This is a genomic window from Variovorax sp. KBW07, from assembly GCF_003852515.1.
In the GTDB taxonomy this organism is placed as follows: Bacteria; Pseudomonadota; Gammaproteobacteria; order Burkholderiales; family Burkholderiaceae_C; genus Variovorax.
Genome location: NZ_QAJK01000128.1, coordinates 17,000 through 33,875, shown reverse-complemented (window position 1 = coordinate 33,875; position 16,876 = coordinate 17,000). Strand labels below are relative to the sequence as shown.

Sequence of the window (16,876 nt, the reverse complement as noted above, 5' to 3'; positions counted from 1 at the left end):
TGGTGTACCGCTGATCAACGACCACTCTGATGACGCTCACGCGGATGGTGTGCTCTGCGCAGCGAAATAAAGGAGGAGCGAAGCGGGGGACATTCGCGGAGCAGAGCACACCGTCGGCGTGGGCGTCGCCCTGAACGGACCGAACAGCAGCGCAACGCCAGGCCGCAAACAGGCTCCTACATCCGGCGATCAGTCACTTCACCGTAAGTAGCAGCGCCTTGACGGGTAATGCTGAGGGCACTGGCGCGAACAGCAGCGCGATCGACATTGCCCGCGGTCTGGCGTGCGACACCGGTCCCGCCATTGCTGATCTGGACGGGCTGGCGCGCATCGGCCTGCACCTGGGCGCGCGACAGCGTCGACTGGAACGGCGCGGGCGGCAGCGGGTTCTGTTCACCCTGGAAAGCCTGGGCGCCGGTGCTGAGGGCGAGGGTGGCGAAGGTTGCGAGGGCAATCGACTTGGTGTTCATGGTGAGAACTCCTTGGGCTGAGCGTTGAAAGGCCGGATGCCGGACCCGATGCTTTGCGTTGCGTTGCGTTGATTGCATCGCGTGCCGGCATGTCTTCCATACGGCGCGCCGCGTCGATCGGATGCGCCCCTTTCGCTGCAAGGGGCAGCTTCTTTGTTTCTTTGTGTCAGCCGAAGCCGTTCTGGCGCCAGGCCTCGAACACCGTCACCGCCACCGCGTTCGACAGATTCAGGCTGCGCTGGCCTTCGCGCATCGGCAGCCGCAGGCGCTGCGGTTCCGCGAAGCCGTCGCGTATCGCCGGCGGCAGGCCGCTGGTTTCGGAGCCGAACACCAGCCAGTCGCCGGGCTGGAAACGCACGTCGTGCACGGCGCGGGTGCCGCGCGTGGTGAGGGCGAACATGCGGTCGGCGGCGGGTTGCTCGGCGTCGAGCAGGGCCTGCCAGTCGGCGTGGCGCTTCACTTCGGCGTATTCGTGATAGTCGAGCCCGGCGCGGCGCAGCAGGCGGTCGTCCATCGAAAAGCCGAGCGGCTCGATCAGGTGAAGGGCGCAGCCGGTGTTGGCGGCGAGCCGGATCACGTTGCCGGTGTTCGGCGGAATTTCGGGGTGGACCAGGACGATATGGAACATGCGCCGATTGTCGGCGGGCCGCGGTCGAGGTTGTTCTTCTTCACTGCGGCGGGTCGGTGCGCGCCAGCGCGAGGCCGGTGATGTGGGCCGCGCCGGCCAGCCGGAGGGTTTCGGCGGCGGCGAACAGCGAGGCGCCGCTGGTCATCACGTCGTCGACCAGCACGATGCGCCGGCCGCGCACCTCGTCCGTGCGCAGCGGCTCCACGGCGAAGGCACCGCGCAGGTTGCGCAGGCGCTCGGCGCGAAGCAGGCCGCTCTGGGCCGGTGTTTCGCGGGTGCGCAGCAACAGGGTTGCATCGGTCTTGGCGGGGGACAGGCGGCGTGCGAGTTCGTGGGCCTGGTTGAAGCCGCGCTCGCGCAGCCGGCCAGGTGCCAGCGGCATGGGCAGCACGATGTCGCACTGCTCCAGCGCGGGCTCGACCCAGGGCGCGCTGCGCAGCAGGGTGGCCAGCGGCCCGGCCCAGCCGGCGTCGCCGTGGAACTTGAAACGGGCGATGCAGTCCGGCCAGGGCCATGCGTAGGTGCAGGCGGTAAAGCAGGCGTCCAGCGGTGGCGGGTGCCGCACGCATTCGCCGCAGCGGGCCACGCCCTCGGGCACGGGCAGGGCGCAGGCGCCGCAGCGCGCCTTGGGCGGGGCGAAGCGGGCCACGCAGGCATCGCACACGGGCTGTGAAGGCCAGGCACGGCACACCTCGCACTGGCTGGGCAGGCGGGCGAGCAATGCGGTGAAGGGCCGAAAGAGCCGGAGGGGCCGAAAAGGCAGGAAAGGCCCCGGGGCGCGATGGTTGGACATCGCTCAATATACTCACGGCCCCATGGCCACCGACCCCGCAAGAAGACCGCCGACCATCGATCCCACGGCGGCTGCCCGCTGGCGTCGGCTCGCGCCCGCCGACGGTTCGCCCTGGCTGCATGAGGAAATCGGCCGCCGGATGGAAGACCGGCTGCAATGGATCAAGGCGCAGCCCCGCACATGGGCCGACTGGTCCCCGCTGCGCGGCGGCCTCGAGGCGCACGAGCTGGTGGCCAAGCGCTACCGCGACGCCGCCTCTTTCGTGATCGACCCCGAGCCGGCGCTGGCCGCCGCCACGGGCGAGGCGCTGGCCGCGCCCTGGTGGAGTGCACGCCGCTGGCAGGGCGGCAAGGCTCGCTTCGACGCGCCGCCCGAAGAGGGCGTCGACCTGCTCTGGGCCAACATGTCGCTGCACATGGCGGCCGACCCCGAGGCCCTCATCGCGCAATGGCACCGGCTGGTGGCAACCGACGGCTTCCTGATGTTCTCCTGCCTCGGGCCCGACACCGTGCGCGAGCTGCGCGCGCTGCATGCCCGGCTGGGCTGGCCCGCGGCCGGCCACGAGTACACCGACATGCACGACTGGGGTGACATGCTGGTGCATGCCGGCTTTGCCGAGCCGGTGATGGACATGGAGCGCATCGTGCTGACCTGGGCCACGCCCGAGGCGGCGCTGGCGGAGCTGCGCACGCTGGGTCGCAACCTGCATCCGGCGCGCTTCGGTGCGCTGCGCGGCAAGGCCTGGCACCAGTCGCTGAAGAAGGCGCTGCCCGAACTCGCACCCGCCGAAGGCAACGCCGGCCACATCGCGCTGACCTTCGAGGTCATCTACGGCCATGCCTTCAAGCCGACGCCGCGCGTGTCGTTGTCGGCCGAGAGCGCGGTGTCGCTGCGCGAGATGCGATCGATGCTCCAGCGCGGCCGGCCGGGGGCCTGACTGAGCGTCCGGCGGAGTGCCCGATACAGGGCCTGTTTGCCTACTAGTAGTGACCCGTAGGCGTCCCATGCGCCACGCGGCCGCTGCGCTCTACCCGCTACAATCCGCCGTTGCGTGAAACTCGCGGGTATTGTCCCGCGATCGAGGGGTGTCGGATCCTGTTTGTACGAGCGTTGTACGAGAGGTTTTGGCGGCCATCGACGCACCGATTTGCTGAACTCGCCCGTGTCGAATTCCGTCTTTCGATTTGCCACCGTTTCAGGCCAGAGCATCCACTGGTTCCTGAAGCGAAACTGCTCGGTGACGCCGAGCCAGCTGGGCTGGCTCTACGCCTCGCTGTGCGTGGTATCGCTCGGCACAGGCACGCTGTTCTGGCTTCACGGTGCGCCGCTGGTGCTGCCATTTGCCTGGCTCGAACTGGCCGCTGTCGGGTTTGCGTTCATGGTGTACGCAAGGCACGCGACCGATGGCGAGAAGATCGCGCTGCAGGGTGGACGTCTTGTCGTGGAGCTCGAGAACGGTGGGCACTACGAACGCACTGAATTTCTTCCGCACCAGGTGCGGATCGAACCGCAGGCCGGTGATCGCTCGCTGATCGAGGTCTCGGGGCAGGGTCGATCGGTCAGGGTGGGGCGCTATGTACGCCCGGAGTTGCGTGCCGCGCTGGCCCGCGAGATTCGCATGGCGTTGCGTGGCGCCTGAGGGGGCTCGCGCAGTGCTGCACGGTTGGGTTTGTCGAAAAAATTGAAGAAACGTGAACACGATGAAGAGCATTTGGCGCAATAAGTACAGGCCGGCGAATCTGTTGCTGGCGGCCGGCGCGGCTTTCAGCAGCGCGGCGCACGCAGTCAACGATCTGCCCGGCGGCCCTTCGGTGCGCCAGCTGAATCTTCCGGTCGGAGTGACCAAGATCGCGCAGGAACAGCACTTCCTGCACACGATCATGATGATCCTGTGCACGGTCATCTTCGTTGCCGTGTTCGCGGTCATGTTCTATTCGATCTGGAAGCACCGCAAGTCGGTCGGCCACAAGGCGGCCAACTTCCATGAATCGGTGGTGGTCGAGGTCATCTGGACCATCGTGCCCTTCCTCATCGTGATCGTGATGGCGCTGCCCGCCACCAAGGTGCTGGTGGCCCAGAAGGACACCACCAACGCCGACCTCACGATCAAGACCACGGGCTACCAGTGGAAGTGGGGCTACGACTACCTGAACGGCGAAGGCGAGGGCCTGGCCTTCATCTCCACGCTCGACAGCTCGCAGCGTGCCATGTCCGACGCCGGCGCCAAGGGCACCATGCCCGACGACTACCTGCTGAAGGTCGACAACCCGCTGGTCGTGCCGGTGCAGAAGAAGGTTCGCATCATCACCACCGCGAACGACGTGATCCATGCCTTCGCCGTGCCGCAACTGGGCCTCAAGCAGGACGCGATTCCCGGCTTCGTGCGCGACACCTGGTTCCGTGCCGAGACCGTGGGCGACTACTACGGCCAGTGCCAGGAACTGTGCGGCAAGGAACACGCCTACATGCCGATCCACGTGAAGGTGGTTTCGGCCGCCGACTACACGGCCTGGGTTGCCACCAAGCGCAAGGAAGCCGCCGCCAAGCTAGACGACCCGACCAAGGTCTGGACGCTGCCCGACATGCTGGTGCGCGGCGAGAAGGTCTATGCCGCCAACTGCGCCGCCTGCCACCAGGCCAATGGCAAGGGCGCGGGCCCGATCAAGCCGCTCGACGGCGCCGCCAAGGTGACCGACGCCGACCACAAGGTGCAGCTCACGGTGCTCCTGAACGGCCAGAACAACGGCGCGATGCCTTCCTGGAAGCAACTGAGCGACACCGACCTCGCGGCAGTGGCCACGTACACCAAGAACAGCTGGTCGAACAAGACGGGCCAACTGGTGCAGCCGGCCGAAGTGCTGGCCCTGCGCGGCAAGTGACCCGGCAGCAGCAGCAGCGCTCCGCGAAGAAGAAATTGCAAGGAACAACGAAATGAGTGCAGTCCTCGACCCCCACGGTCACGCCACCGGCGATCACGCACACGACGAGCATCACGACCACCACGCGCCAACCGGATGGCGCCGCTGGGTGTTCGCGACCAACCACAAGGACATCGGCACGCTCTACCTGCTGTTCAGCTTCACGATGCTGATGGTGGGCGGCGTGCTCGCGCTGCTGATCCGCGCCGAGCTGTTCCAGCCCGGCCTGCAACTGGTGAACCCCGAGCTGTTCAACCAGTTCACCACCATGCACGGCCTGATCATGGTGTTCGGCGCCATCATGCCGGCCTTCGTGGGCTTCGCGAACTGGATGATCCCGCTGCAGGTGGGCGCCTCCGACATGGCGTTCGCGCGCATGAACAACTTCAGCTTCTGGCTGCTGATTCCCGCGGCGCTGATGCTGGTCGGTTCGTTCTTCATGCCCGGCGGCGCACCCGCTGCAGGCTGGACGCTGTACGCACCGCTCACGCTGCAGATGGGTCCCTCGATGGACGCGGGCATCTTCGCGATGCACATCATGGGCGCCTCGTCGATCATGGGCTCGATCAACATCATCGTCACCATCCTGAACATGCGCGCTCCCGGCATGACGCTGATGAAGATGCCGATGTTCTGCTGGACCTGGCTCATCACCGCCTACCTGCTGATCGCCGTGATGCCCGTGCTTGCCGGCGCCATCACGATGACGCTGACCGACCGCCACTTCGGCACCAGCTTCTTCAACCCCGCCGGCGGCGGCGACCCGGTGATGTACCAGCACATCTTCTGGTTCTTCGGCCACCCCGAGGTCTACATCATGATCTTGCCGGCCTTCGGCATCATCAGCCAGGTGGTGCCCGCGTTCGCCCGCAAGCGCCTGTTCGGCTATGCCTCGATGGTGTACGCCACCTCGTCGATCGCCATCCTGTCGTTCATCGTGTGGGCCCACCACATGTTCACGACCGGCATGCCGCTCACCGGCCAGCTGTTCTTCATGTACGCGACCATGCTGATCGCGGTGCCCACGGCCGTGAAGATCTTCAACTGGATCGCCACCATGTGGCAGGGCTCGATGACCTTCGAGACGCCCATGCTGTTCGCGGTCGGCTTCATCTTCGTGTTCACGATGGGCGGCTTCACCGGCCTGATCCTCGCGGTCGCACCCATCGACACGCAGCTGCAGGACACGTACTACGTGGTGGCCCACTTCCACTACGTGCTGGTGGCCGGCTCGCTGTTCGCGATGTTCTCGGGCTTCTACTACTGGGTGCCCAAGTGGACCGGCGTGATGTACAACGAAACGCGCGGCAAGGTCCACTTCTGGTGGTCGCTGATCTCGTTCAACGTCACCTTCTTCCCGATGCACTTCCTGGGCCTTGCCGGCATGCCGCGACGCTACGCCGACTACCCGATGCAGTTTGCCGACTTCAACGCGCTGGCGTCGGTCGGTGCCTTCTTCTTCGGTTTTGCCCAGCTGTATTTCTTCCTGTTCATCGTGCTGCCCACCATGCGCGGCAAGGGTGAAAAGGCTGCGCAGAAGCCATGGGAAGGCGCCGAGGGCCTCGAATGGGAAGTGCCTTCGCCGGCACCGTTCCACACCTTCGAGAACCCGCCCAAGCTTGACGCGACCGCCACCAAGGTGATCGGTTGACCGACAGCCAGCCAAGCCAAGCGACCGCACGACGATGACCACGCCTGAACAAAGAAAGAACAACCGACGCATGGGGCTCACGCTGGCCTCCATCGCGGTGATCTTCTTCATCGGCTTCATCGTGCGCATGGTCTTCTTCGGCGCCCGCTGACGCATCGCCATTCACCGAACGGAAGCAGCACCTCATGAGCCTCGGCCAACGCATCCGTCGCGCCAATGTGCGCATGGTCGGCAAGCTTGCCGTGGTGACCTGCGGCATGTTCGCCTTCGGCTACGCGCTGGTGCCGATGTACCGCGCCATCTGCGAGATGACCGGCATCAACATCCTCGCGCTCTCCGAGCTCGAGGTGCCGGGCGGTGCCAGCGGCGGCAAGAACGTGCGCGTGCCCGACAACACGCAGGTCGACATGAGCCGCACCATCACGGTCGAGTTCGACTCCAACGTGCGCGGCGGCCTCTGGGACTTCAAGCCCGCCGAGCGGACCATCGAGGTACACCCCGGCCAGCTGAACACCGTGATGTACGAGTTCCAGAACGTGCAGAACCGCCGCATGGCCGCGCAGGCCATTCCGAGCTATGCGCCGCAGCAGGCCGCGCCGTACTTCAACAAGCTCGAGTGCTTCTGCTTCAACCAGTACACGCTGGAGCCGGGCGAAAAGAAGCAATGGCCGGTCGCGTTCGTGATCGACCCCAAGATTTCCAAGGACGTGAAGACCATCACGCTGTCGTACACCTTCTTCGAGGTGGGCGGCAAGACGCCGCCGGCACCGGTGGCTGCTGTTTCGAATGCCGCGAATGAGCCGCGCTCGTGACCGTTCCCCCGAACAAGCCCAAGGCCACGCTGTGGGACACGGTGAAGGCTGTGGGCTGGTCGTTCTTCGGCGTTCGCAAGAACAGCGCCTACCAGGAAGACCTGGGCAAGCTGAACCCGCTGCACATCATTGCGGTGGCGTTCGCGGCCGTGATCGTCTTCGTGGTCGGGCTGGTGCTGCTGGTGCGCTTCGTGGTCGCGCCCTGACGAAGAATCCCACGGTATCCAGAATCCATTGAATCGACGAGAAGAAAGAAAGCCAGGAGCTGATATGAGTTCAACCACCCACGGCACCACGCCCTACTACTTCGTGCCCGGACCGTCGGCCTATCCGGTCATGGCGGCGATCGGCCTGTTCTTCGTCATCCTCGGCGCGGCGCAATGGATCAACGGCCACGAGTGGGGCGCATGGTCGCTGCTGCTCGGCATGGTGGTCTGGCTCGGCACGCTGTTCGTGTGGTTCCGCGCCGCCATCGGCGAAAGCGAGAGCGGCCAGTACGGCCACAAGATCGACCTCTCGTTCCGCTGGAGCATGAGCTGGTTCATCTTCTCCGAAGTGATGTTCTTCGGCGCCTTCTTCACGGCGCTGTGGTGGGCCCGCACCCACGCGCTGCCGACGCTCGGCAGCCTTGACAACGCGATCCTCTGGCCCGACTTCAAGGCCGTGTGGCCCAGCGCCGCGGCCGGCATGACCGGTTCGCCCGCAGGCATCGTCGAGCCCTTCCAGACCGTGGGCCCGTTCTGGCTGCCCACCATCAACACCGCGCTGCTGCTCAGCTCGGGCGTGACGCTCACCATTGCCCACCACGCACTGCGTGCCGGCCACCGCGCACAGACGATCCGCTTCATGTGGCTCACCGTGCTGCTGGGCATCATCTTCCTGGGCGTGCAGGGCTATGAATACCACCACCTGTACACCGAACTGAACCTCAAGCTCAGCTCGGGCGCCTACGGCTCGACCTTCTTCATGCTGACCGGCTTCCACGGCCTGCACGTGTTCATCGGCATGCTGATGCTGCTGTTCATCACGCTGCGCCTGCAGAAGGGCCACTTCACGCCGGAGCGCCACTTCGGCTTCGAGGGCGCGGCCTGGTACTGGCACTTCGTGGACGTGGTCTGGCTCGGCCTTTACATGCTGGTCTATTGGCTTTGAGCGAAGAACCTCTCGGCATTCCACAAAAAAGGCGCCGCAAGGCGCCTTTTTCATGGTTCTCGTGGAACGAGCACCATCTACTTGCCGAGCGGGAGTCCGGTGGGCTGGATGTAGCCGAGTTTCCAGGCGAGCAGCATGCAGAGGAACAAAAAGACCGACAGGCCGATCCGAAAGGTGAGCGCTCGCGCCATGCCGCCGCTTTTGGCGCGCCCGTCGCGACCGTCCTTCAGCATGAAGTACAGCGCAAAAGCGAGGCTCACGAAGATGCCCACGAACACCAGGGCGACGAAATATTTCATGACCCGCATTATCGGCCGCACGCCCCTTTCCCTCCAGTGACTCCCGAACCCCTGTACCCCGAAGAACGGCGCTCCCGCGGCGGTTCCGGCCGCTTCTGGCTCCTCACCATCGCGACCGTATTGACGCTCGCCGCCACCGTGTCGCTGGGCCGCTGGCAGCTGTCGCGCGCCGCCCAGAAAGAATCGCTGCAGGCCAGCATCGACGCCCAGAAGCAGAAGCCGCCGCTGACCCAGGCCGAATTCCTGGCGCTCGAAAAAGCCTCCGATTCGCTGCACCGCCCGGTGCGCCTGCGCGGCCTGTGGCTGCCCACGCAAACCGTCTACCTGGACAACCGCCAGATGCACGGCGTGCCCGGCTTCTACGTGATGACGCCATTCGCGCTCGAAGGCAGCGAGCAGGCGGTGATGGTCCAGCGCGGCTGGGTGCAGCGCAATTTCGTCGACCGCACGAAGCTGGGCGATGTCGAGACGCCGGCCGGCATCGTCGAGGTCACGGGCCTGATCGAGCCGCCGCCGAGCCACCTGCTCGAACTGGGAACGCCCACGCCGGCACCGGCATCCGCGCCGGCCACCGCCGAGACGCCAGCCCCGGCGCCCGCCGCGGGTGCCCCGGCCCCGGCACCGGCCGCCGAGGGGTCTTCTCCCATCCGGCAAAATCTCGACCTGGAGGCCTTCCGTGCCGAGACCAAGCTGCCGCTGCGAACCGATGTGTCGCTGCAGCAGGGCGGGCCGGCTTCCGAGGGCCTGCAGCGCGACTGGCCGGCCCCGGCGCTGGGCCTGGAGAGGCACTACGGTTACGCATTCCAGTGGTTCGGCCTTTCGGCCCTCGTCGTCATCCTCTATGTCTGGTTCCAATTCATCTCCCCCTTCCGCCGCTCAAGGCGCCGCGCACGCGATGGCCGCTTCTGACGAGCCGCTGGGCCTGACGGTGCATTCGATGCCGTCGCCCAACCAGGCTCTCGACGGCGCCGAAGGCCGGCGCACGGTGGTCGGGCGCTGGAAGATGATCGCCGTGATGCTGATGTGCGCGGCGCCCGTCATTGCCTCGTACTTCACCTACTACGTGATCCGGCCCGAAGGCCGCAGCGTGTACGGCGAGCTGATCGATCCGCAGCGCGAACTGCCGAAGCTCACCGCCACCGACCGCAACGGCGCGCCCGTCGACATCGCCACGCTGAAGGGCCAGTGGTTGCTGGTTGCCGTGGCCGATGCGGCGTGCGATGCGCTGTGCGAACAGCAGCTGTACCTGCAGCGCCAACTGCGCGAAAGCCTCGGGCGCGAAAAAGACCGCATGGACCGCGTCTGGCTCGTGAGCGACGCCGCGCCCGTGCCCGAGCGCCTGAACAACGGCCTGCATGGCGCCACCGTGCTGCGCGTGCCGGCCGACCAACTGGCCAGATGGCTGGCGCCGGTGTCGGGTCACACGCTGGCCGAGCACCTCTTCGTGGTCGATCCGATGGGCAACTGGATGATGCGTTTCCCGGCCCGCATGGATGCCGCCGGTGCAGGCCGCGCCAAGCGCGACATCGACCGCCTGCTGCGCGCCTCGTCGTCGTGGGACGAGCCCGGCCGCTGACCTGCCCATGGACACCAGTTCGCTGTACGACCTCACACCCATCGCCTGGCTCATGGCGGCCGGCGTGCTGATCGCGCTCGGCCCGCTGCTGTGGGTGTGGCGCCGCAATGCCGGCGCAGGCCCGGCGCGGCGGCTGCATGCGCTGACCGTGCTCACGCTGTTCCTGACCTTCGACCTCACGCTGTTCGGCGCCTTCACCCGGCTGACCGATTCCGGTCTTGGCTGCCCCGACTGGCCCGGCTGCTATGGCAATGCCAGCCCGCATGGCGCGCGGCACGAGATCGCGATGGCGCAGAGCGCCCAGCCGACGGGCCCGGTCACGCACGGCAAGGCATGGGTCGAGATGGTTCACCGCTACCTGGCAACGGGTGTCGGCGTGCTGATCCTGACCCTGGCCGGTGCGACCTGGATCGTGCGCCGCCGCCAGCGGCGCATGCCGGTGCCTTCCGGGAAGAGCGAGCACCACGCCACGCTGAGCGCCTGGTGGCCGGCCTTCACGCTGGTCTGGGTGTGCCTGCAGGGCGCCTTCGGTGCGCTCACGGTGACCTGGAAGCTGTTCCCCGCCATCGTCACGCTGCACCTGCTCGGCGCCGTGGTGCTGCTGGCGCTGCTTTGCATCCAGGCCGTGCACTACCGGCAGGCCGCTGCACAGAGGCAGCCCACGCCCGTGTCGCCCGCGCTGCGCAACGGGCTCATCGTGACCAGCGTGCTGCTCGTGCTGCAGATCGCCATGGGCGGCTGGGTCAGCACCAACTACGCGGTGCTGGCCTGCACGCAGTTCCCGACCTGCCAGGACAGCTGGTGGCCGGCGATGAATTTCGCGCAGGGCTTCGAGATCTGGCGCCACCTGGGCGTGACCGGCGACGGCCAGCCGCTCGACTTTTCCGCGCTCACCGCCATTCACTACGCGCACCGGCTCATGGCCTATGCCGTGTTCGTGGCGCTGGGCCTGCTGGCGTGGCGCATGCGCCGCATCGGGCCGCTGCGCCCGCAGGCGCACTGGCTCGCCGGGCTGGCGCTGCTGCAGCTGGCCACCGGCCTGGGCAACGTGCTGCTCGGCTGGCCGCTGGCCGCGGCCGTGCTGCACACCGGCGGTGCCGCGGCGCTGGCCGTGGTGCTGACCTGGGCGCTGTGCGAAAGCCGCCGAGAAGCCACATCCACCGTGGCGGCGCGCGCCGACGACAATGCACGCGCCACCCCCAATCCGAAGAAAGCCACCGCGTGAGCACCCCGATCCCCGTTCAGCAGACCAGCACCGCGAATGTGCTGCGCCAGTTCTACGCGCTGACCAAGCCGCGCGTGGTGCAGCTGATCGTGTTCTGCGCGCTGATCGGCATGGTGCTGGCGGTTCCCGGGCTGCCCTCGTGGGCCGACGTGCAGCGCGGCGTGCTGGCCTGCATCGGCATCTGGCTGGTGGCGGGCGCGGCGGCGGCGTTCAATTGCCTGGTCGAGAAGGGCATCGACGCCAAGATGAAGCGCACCGCCTGGCGCCCCACGGCGCGCGGGCAGCTGAGCGACACCCAGGCGCTGGTGTTCTCGGCGCTGCTGTGCGCGGTGGGCTCGGCGCTGCTGTGGTTCACGGTGAACCCGCTCACCATGTGGCTGACCTTTGCCACCTTCGTGGGCTACGCGGTGATCTACACCGTGATCCTCAAGCCGCTGACACCGCAGAACATCGTGATCGGCGGCGCTTCGGGCGCCATGCCGCCAGTGCTGGGATGGGCCGCGATGACGGGCGACGTCGGCCCCGAGGCGCTCATTCTGTTTCTGATCATCTTCCTGTGGACGCCGCCGCACTTCTGGGCGCTGGCGCTGTACCGCGTGGAGGACTACCGCAAGGCCGGCCTGCCGATGCTGCCCGTGACGCACGGCAACGAGTTCACGCGGCTGCAGGTGCTGCTGTACACCTTCATCCTGTTCGCGGCCTGCCTGATGCCGTTCATCTACGGCATGAGCGGCTGGCTGTACCTGGCGGTGGCCGTGGCCGTGAGCATCGGCTTCACCGGCTATGCGTTCGCGCTGTGGCGCAACTACTCCGACACGCTGGCGCGCAAGACCTTCCGGTTTTCGCTGATCCACCTGAGCGTGCTGTTCCTGGCGCTGCTCGTCGACCACTATCTCCATTGAATTGAATCCCGCTCCCATGAACAAGCGCAACGCTCTCAAACTGATCGCCGGAACCGCGGGTGCGATGGCTCTGGGCCTGGGGCTTTCGGCATGCAAGGAAAACAAGCAGAGCTTCAATGCGGTCGACATCACGGGGGCCGACTACGCGAAAGACTTCTCGCTGAAAGACGCCGACGGCAAGGTCCGCACCATGGCCGACTTCAAGGGCAAGGTGGTGGTGCTGTTCTTCGGCTATGCGCAGTGCCCCGACGTGTGCCCGACCACCATGACCGAGATGGCGCAGGTCAAGCAGCAGCTGGGCAAGGACGCCGACAAGCTGCAGGTGCTGTTTCTCACGGTCGACCCCGCGCGCGACACGCCCGAAGTGCTGAAGGCCTACATGGGCGCGTTCGATCCGAGCTTCGTGGCGCTCATTCCCACGGCCGACGAACTGGCGGCGGTCGCGAAGGACTTCAAGGTCTACTACAAGAAGGTCGACGGCAAGACGCCGACCAGCTACTCGATGGATCACTCGGCCGCGAGCTACATCTACGACACCCAGGGCCGGTTGCGGCTTTACGCGCGCTACGGCGCGGGCGTGCCGACCATGGTGTCGGACGTCAAGGCGCTGCTGGCTTCCTGAGCCGGTCCCCCACATGAACGCGAAGGCCGCCGAAATGGCAATTTCAATCGACGTGGCCGCATCGGTCGATCACCTGAAAGCGCGCAAGGGCGCCTTTCGCATCGCGCTCATTCCGCCCGAGGTGCTGCGCGCGCTCAACGACGGCCTGCTCGAAACCGTCAACCTCAATGAATTCATGGCGCTGGAGCTGCCGCAGCTCGCGCGCAGCGTGGCGGGGCACATCGGCCTGGACGTCGGGAGCGAGCGGCTGGTCGACACGCTGGCGATGCTCAGCGCCTTCAAGCCGATGCAGCGGCACGGGCACATTTCGCGCGCGCTCTACGACATGGCCGCGCTGCATGCCGAGCGCGATGCCGTCGCCCACCGGCTGGCCACGCACGCGAGCGACGTGGCGCGCTGCTGGGCCGCGCAGTGGGTCACGCTCTCGGGCTTGCCGCTGCCGGCACAGTTGGAGGCGGTGCGGCGCTTTGCCGCCGACCCGCATTTCGGCGTGCGCGAAATCGCCTGGATGGCGGTGCGCGACGCGGTCATCGCCTCGCTCGACGAAGCGTTGGCGCTGCTGCAGCCGTGGGTGGCCGATGCCGACCCCAACGTCCGCCGCTTTGCCAGCGAACTCACGCGCCCGCGCGGCGTGTGGTGCGCGCAGATCGAAGCGCTCAAGACCGAGCCCTGGCGCGCGCTGCCGCTGCTCGAGCCGCTGCGTGCCGACCCCAGCCGCTATGTGCAGAACTCGGTCGCGAACTGGCTCAACGACGCCAGCAAGAGCCAGGGCGAGTGGGTCGACAAGCTCTGCGCGCGCTGGGTGGCGGAGTCGGACACGGCCGAGACCCGCTACATCGCCAAGCGGGCGCTGCGCACGCTCACCAAATGAAAAAGCCCGGCAGTGCCGGGCTTTTGTTTCTGGAAGAGGGGAGAGGCTTACGCGTAGTCCGCGAGCGCCTTCTTCATCTTCTTCATGGCTGCGACTTCGATCTGGCGAATGCGCTCGGCGCTCACGCCGTATACGGCGGCCAGGTCGTGCAGCGTCATGCCGCCCGAACCGTCGTCGTTGACCTTCAGCCAGCGCTCTTCGACGATGCGGCGGCTGCGGTCGTCCAGCGCTTCGAGCGCCGTGGCGATGCCGTCGCTTGACAGGCGGTCGCGCTGCTGCGATTCGAGCAGTGCGGTGGGTTCCTGCGTGGCGTCGGCCAGGTAGGCGATCGGGCCGAAGCCTTCGTCGCCGTCATCCGAAGGACCCGGATCGAGCAGCACGTCGCCGCCCGACAGGCGGGTTTCCATTTCGAGCACTTCTTCAGGCTTGACGTTGAGCCGGGTCGCCATTTGCGACACCTCGTCGGGGCTCAGCGTTTCACGGTGCGTGCCGTTGTCGGACGCGGCCGAGTCGGCCTTGAAACCCTGCTTCATGGACCGCAGGTTGAAGAACAGCTTGCGCTGGGCCTTGGTCGTCGCGACCTTGACCATGCGCCAGTTCTTCAGGATGTACTCGTGGATTTCGGCCTTGATCCAGTGCATGGCGTAGCTCACCAGCCGCACGCCCTGGTCGGGGTCGAAACGCTTCACGGCCTTCATGAGGCCCACGTTGCCTTCCTGGATCAGGTCACCGTGCGGCAGCCCGTAGCCCAGGTACTGGCGGGAAATGGAGACGACCAGGCGCAGGTGCGACAGGATCAGCGCGCCGGCGGCGTCGAGGTCGTTCTGGTCGCGCAACTTGCGAGCGAAGCCCTGCTCTTCTTCGAGCGTGAGCAGCGGCAAGCGGTTGGCAGCCGAAATGTAGGCATCCAGGTTGCCCAGCGGGGGGACCATCGACCATGGATTGGCGACGGCCAGCTGGTTGGCAGAGACTCCAGACAGCGTTGTCATCAGGGGAAACTCCTTAGTGTTGGCCATATTAGCACTCGGTTAGAGGGAGTGCTAAACCAAGGGTTCCCTTGAGTTTCTATCGCGGCGATAGCCGCAGTCTTGGGTTGCCTGGCAGGCAGTTCCATACAGACTCCCGGCGGGCGCTTCAGTTGCGCCCAGGCCCCGGGAAGCGTTCGATTTTGCATTTAGTCACATTTGTGTGTGAATTATGGTCAACCCGCTAGGGCTGGATCCGCAGCATCTGGTTGCTGCAGCAATCCACCAGCTTCTCGAACACGTCGGGCATGACGTTGATGCAGCCGCCCGTCACGCCTCGCCGCTCGGCCGCCCTGGCGCTGGCCAGCCGCTCGACGCGGTGCTGTTGGGGAAGCTGGGTCCACACCCGGTGGATGGCCAGCGGCCTGCCGTCCTTGCGGCGGGCGTAGGCCAGCACATCCCCGCCGTAGGCCGGGTCCAGCACTTGCGCGTGCACGATGGGGAACTGCCCGGTGGGCGTCTGCGCGCCGATCAGTGCCGGATGGCACTGGCCGGCGAAGCAGATGGTCGCCATGCCGAGGCTGACGACGACGTCGATCATTCCGCCGGCCTTTCGATGATCGGCAGGGGCGGGGCCTTCATCGCCACCCGCTCGGGCACGTAGCGGCCGACTTCGCACAGGCGCAGCTGGATGGTCGTCACCAGTTGCTGGTTCGCCGAGCTGGTGCCGGTGCCGCCCTGTCCCCAGCTGCCTTGCGAACCGCCGCCGCCCAGTGCCAGGTTCCGCGCCCCCGACACCCCGATGATGGCCGTGTACATCGAGACCTGGTGCCCCAGCAGCACATAGCCGCCGCCGGGCGCGGGGCGCTGCATGTATTCCTCGACCTCGCCATTCGGGCCCACGTAGCTTTCCAGCTCGTCGGTGTAGCCCTGGTCGACCTTGCTCTCGGAGAACAGGCCGATGAAGGTGCCCGCGACCGGGCGCTTCACCACGTGCTGCAGGGGCCCGCAGGCGCTGGTTTCCTTCACGATGTTGCCCACCGCCAGGCTGCTGGGCGGGGTGGGTGGCACGATGGCCGGCACGAAGATGGTCTTCGAGACGTAGCTGTTGCTGGTGACGGAGCGGTCGGCTGCATCGACCTGCACGTCGGAGCCCGAGCGCGTGCTGGCGTTCTGCGCGCTCGACGATGTCGATGCGTTGCGGTTGGCGCTCGTGTTGGTGCCCGTGTTCGTGCCGGTGTTGGTCCCCGACGCCGAAGCCGTTCCGCCCGCGCCGCCCTGGCCCCCGGCACCGCCAGCCCCGCCTGCGCCACCCGCGCCCCCGGCGGCCGTGTTGCTGTTGGTGTTGTTCCCCGTGGTTGCCGTCGCGCCGCCCAGCGTGTTGCCGCCGCTGTTGCTGGACGTCGGCCCGACGCTCGACGTGCTCGGCCCGGTCGTCAGGTTGCCGATGGTCTGCGGCCCGTTGCTGGCGCTGGTGTTGCCGACCGACGAGCGGTTGTCGTTGGTCGACAGGTTGCCCGTGGCCGAGCCGCCTGTGGCAGAGCCGCCCGTGGCGCTGCTGGTGGTGTTGCCGCCGCTGATCGTGCCCGTCGTGTTGTTGGTCGCGTTCTGCGAGGTCTGGGCCCGGTTGTCGAAGCTCGGGTTGATGCTGTTGCCGCTCGCGTTCGACGCGCTGCTGACACCCGACTGCGACGACGTGGTGGTCGTGTTGGTCGCGCTGCTCGGTACCGTCGGGTCTCCGCCCGATGTCTGGACCGTGCAACTCGTGACGCCCGGCGGGCATTGGGTCTGCGCCTGCGCCGACACGCACAGGCCGACCAAAAAACCGGACGCCATCAGCGACCGCTGCCATGCCTTGGAAATCCTTAAACCGAAGTTCATGTCACCCCCTGGATAAAAGCGCATCGGGATCGACGCACCGTTGGCTGAGGAGGTGGACTGTATGAACGCAGACCAAATGCCAAAAGGAACTAGTTCTTGAAAACTAATGTT

General features: G+C 66.6%; 21 protein-coding genes. 14 read left to right on the top strand and 7 right to left on the bottom strand.

Annotated features, from left to right (window positions below; translation table 11 throughout):
* Positions 1 to 176: 176 nt before the first annotated feature.
* From DBV14_RS24210 to DBV14_RS24200, 3 genes are all read right to left on the bottom strand, one after another.
* Positions 177 to 470: a DUF4148 domain-containing protein gene (locus DBV14_RS24210; protein WP_124462889.1), complete on the bottom strand. Its 294-nt coding sequence runs from the start codon at positions 468 to 470 to the stop codon at positions 177 to 179.
* Positions 471 to 636: 166 nt separating this feature from the next.
* Positions 637 to 1,098, bottom strand: a complete 462-nt coding sequence (gene trmL, locus DBV14_RS24205) for a tRNA (uridine(34)/cytosine(34)/5-carboxymethylaminomethyluridine(34)-2'-O)-methyltransferase TrmL (RefSeq protein WP_124462887.1) — start codon at positions 1,096 to 1,098, stop codon at positions 637 to 639.
* Between the two features lie 40 nt (positions 1,099 to 1,138).
* Positions 1,139 to 1,891: a ComF family protein gene (locus DBV14_RS24200; protein ID WP_124462885.1), complete on the bottom strand. Its 753-nt coding sequence runs from the start codon at positions 1,889 to 1,891 to the stop codon at positions 1,139 to 1,141.
* 22 nt (positions 1,892 to 1,913) lie between these two features.
* On the opposite strand from DBV14_RS24200, the gene DBV14_RS24195 reads away from it, so the two are divergent.
* The 8 genes from DBV14_RS24195 to DBV14_RS24165 all read left to right on the top strand — a co-directional run bounded on the left by DBV14_RS24195 (position 1,914) and on the right by DBV14_RS24165 (position 8,424).
* A complete protein-coding gene (locus DBV14_RS24195) occupies positions 1,914 to 2,828 on the top strand; it encodes a class I SAM-dependent methyltransferase (protein ID WP_124462883.1) in 915 nt (304 codons plus the stop codon).
* Positions 2,829 to 3,053: 225 nt separating this feature from the next.
* Positions 3,054 to 3,530, top strand: a complete 477-nt coding sequence (locus tag DBV14_RS24190) for a DUF2244 domain-containing protein (RefSeq protein WP_124462880.1) — start codon at positions 3,054 to 3,056, stop codon at positions 3,528 to 3,530.
* Between the two features lie 61 nt (positions 3,531 to 3,591).
* Entirely contained in the window at positions 3,592 to 4,770 is a 1,179-nt protein-coding gene (gene coxB / locus DBV14_RS24185; RefSeq protein WP_124462878.1) for a cytochrome c oxidase subunit II, read from the top strand.
* Between the two features lie 52 nt (positions 4,771 to 4,822).
* Complete coding sequence (ctaD, locus tag DBV14_RS24180; protein WP_124462877.1) at positions 4,823 to 6,460, top strand: cytochrome c oxidase subunit I; 1,638 nt, start codon at positions 4,823 to 4,825, stop codon at positions 6,458 to 6,460.
* Positions 6,461 to 6,494: 34 nt separating this feature from the next.
* Positions 6,495 to 6,611, top strand: coding sequence for a cytochrome oxidase small assembly protein (locus DBV14_RS33645; RefSeq protein ID WP_221621912.1), 117 nt, complete (start codon positions 6,495 to 6,497; stop codon positions 6,609 to 6,611).
* A gap of 34 nt (positions 6,612 to 6,645) precedes the next feature.
* Positions 6,646 to 7,272: a cytochrome c oxidase assembly protein gene (locus DBV14_RS24175; RefSeq protein WP_124462875.1), complete on the top strand. Its 627-nt coding sequence runs from the start codon at positions 6,646 to 6,648 to the stop codon at positions 7,270 to 7,272.
* A complete protein-coding gene (locus DBV14_RS24170; protein ID WP_124462872.1) occupies positions 7,269 to 7,478 on the top strand; it encodes a DUF2970 domain-containing protein in 210 nt (69 codons plus the stop codon). The genes DBV14_RS24175 and DBV14_RS24170 overlap by 4 nt, the downstream gene beginning before the upstream one ends.
* A 64-nt stretch (positions 7,479 to 7,542) precedes the next feature.
* Positions 7,543 to 8,424, top strand: coding sequence for a cytochrome c oxidase subunit 3 (locus DBV14_RS24165; protein ID WP_124462870.1), 882 nt, complete (start codon positions 7,543 to 7,545; stop codon positions 8,422 to 8,424).
* Between the two features lie 77 nt (positions 8,425 to 8,501).
* Here DBV14_RS24165 and DBV14_RS24160 read toward each other — a convergent pair whose 3' ends face one another.
* On the bottom strand, positions 8,502 to 8,732 hold the full coding sequence (locus DBV14_RS24160; protein ID WP_124462868.1) for a twin transmembrane helix small protein: 231 nt from the start codon (positions 8,730 to 8,732) through the stop codon (positions 8,502 to 8,504).
* 27 nt (positions 8,733 to 8,759) lie between these two features.
* Here DBV14_RS24160 and DBV14_RS24155 point away from each other — a divergent pair, with 27 nt between their 5' ends.
* From DBV14_RS24155 to DBV14_RS24130, 6 genes are read left to right on the top strand one after another with little or no spacing between them, the layout of a single operon-like run.
* Complete coding sequence (locus tag DBV14_RS24155; RefSeq protein ID WP_124462866.1) at positions 8,760 to 9,632, top strand: SURF1 family protein; 873 nt, start codon at positions 8,760 to 8,762, stop codon at positions 9,630 to 9,632.
* On the top strand, positions 9,619 to 10,299 hold the full coding sequence (locus tag DBV14_RS24150) for a hypothetical protein (protein ID WP_124462864.1): 681 nt from the start codon (positions 9,619 to 9,621) through the stop codon (positions 10,297 to 10,299). Before DBV14_RS24155 ends, DBV14_RS24150 begins: the two co-directional genes overlap by 14 nt.
* A gap of 7 nt (positions 10,300 to 10,306) precedes the next feature.
* Positions 10,307 to 11,524 carry a heme A synthase gene (locus DBV14_RS24145; RefSeq protein WP_124462862.1) on the top strand — a complete coding sequence of 406 codons (1,218 nt, stop codon included), beginning with the start codon at positions 10,307 to 10,309 and terminating at the stop codon, positions 11,522 to 11,524.
* Positions 11,521 to 12,426: a heme o synthase gene (gene cyoE, locus DBV14_RS24140; protein WP_124462860.1), complete on the top strand. Its 906-nt coding sequence runs from the start codon at positions 11,521 to 11,523 to the stop codon at positions 12,424 to 12,426. Before DBV14_RS24145 ends, cyoE begins: the two co-directional genes overlap by 4 nt.
* A 16-nt stretch (positions 12,427 to 12,442) precedes the next feature.
* Positions 12,443 to 13,048 (top strand): SCO family protein, encoded by a 606-nt coding sequence (locus DBV14_RS24135; protein WP_124462858.1) that lies wholly within the window; start codon positions 12,443 to 12,445, stop codon positions 13,046 to 13,048.
* A gap of 34 nt (positions 13,049 to 13,082) precedes the next feature.
* A complete protein-coding gene (locus tag DBV14_RS24130) occupies positions 13,083 to 13,919 on the top strand; it encodes a DNA alkylation repair protein (RefSeq protein WP_124462856.1) in 837 nt (278 codons plus the stop codon).
* A gap of 47 nt (positions 13,920 to 13,966) precedes the next feature.
* Here DBV14_RS24130 and rpoH read toward each other — a convergent pair whose 3' ends face one another.
* The 3 genes from rpoH to DBV14_RS33495 all read right to left on the bottom strand — a co-directional run bounded on the left by rpoH (position 13,967) and on the right by DBV14_RS33495 (position 16,765).
* On the bottom strand, positions 13,967 to 14,908 hold the full coding sequence (rpoH, locus tag DBV14_RS24125; protein WP_124462854.1) for an RNA polymerase sigma factor RpoH: 942 nt from the start codon (positions 14,906 to 14,908) through the stop codon (positions 13,967 to 13,969).
* A gap of 220 nt (positions 14,909 to 15,128) precedes the next feature.
* The gene (locus DBV14_RS24120; RefSeq protein ID WP_124462852.1) at positions 15,129 to 15,485 is read right to left on the bottom strand and encodes a murein L,D-transpeptidase; all 357 of its coding nucleotides are present in this window, start codon (positions 15,483 to 15,485) and stop codon (positions 15,129 to 15,131) included.
* Positions 15,482 to 16,765 carry a hypothetical protein gene (locus DBV14_RS33495; protein ID WP_185546109.1) on the bottom strand — a complete coding sequence of 428 codons (1,284 nt, stop codon included), beginning with the start codon at positions 16,763 to 16,765 and terminating at the stop codon, positions 15,482 to 15,484. The genes DBV14_RS24120 and DBV14_RS33495 overlap by 4 nt, the downstream gene beginning before the upstream one ends.
* Positions 16,766 to 16,876: the final 111 nt, after the last annotated feature.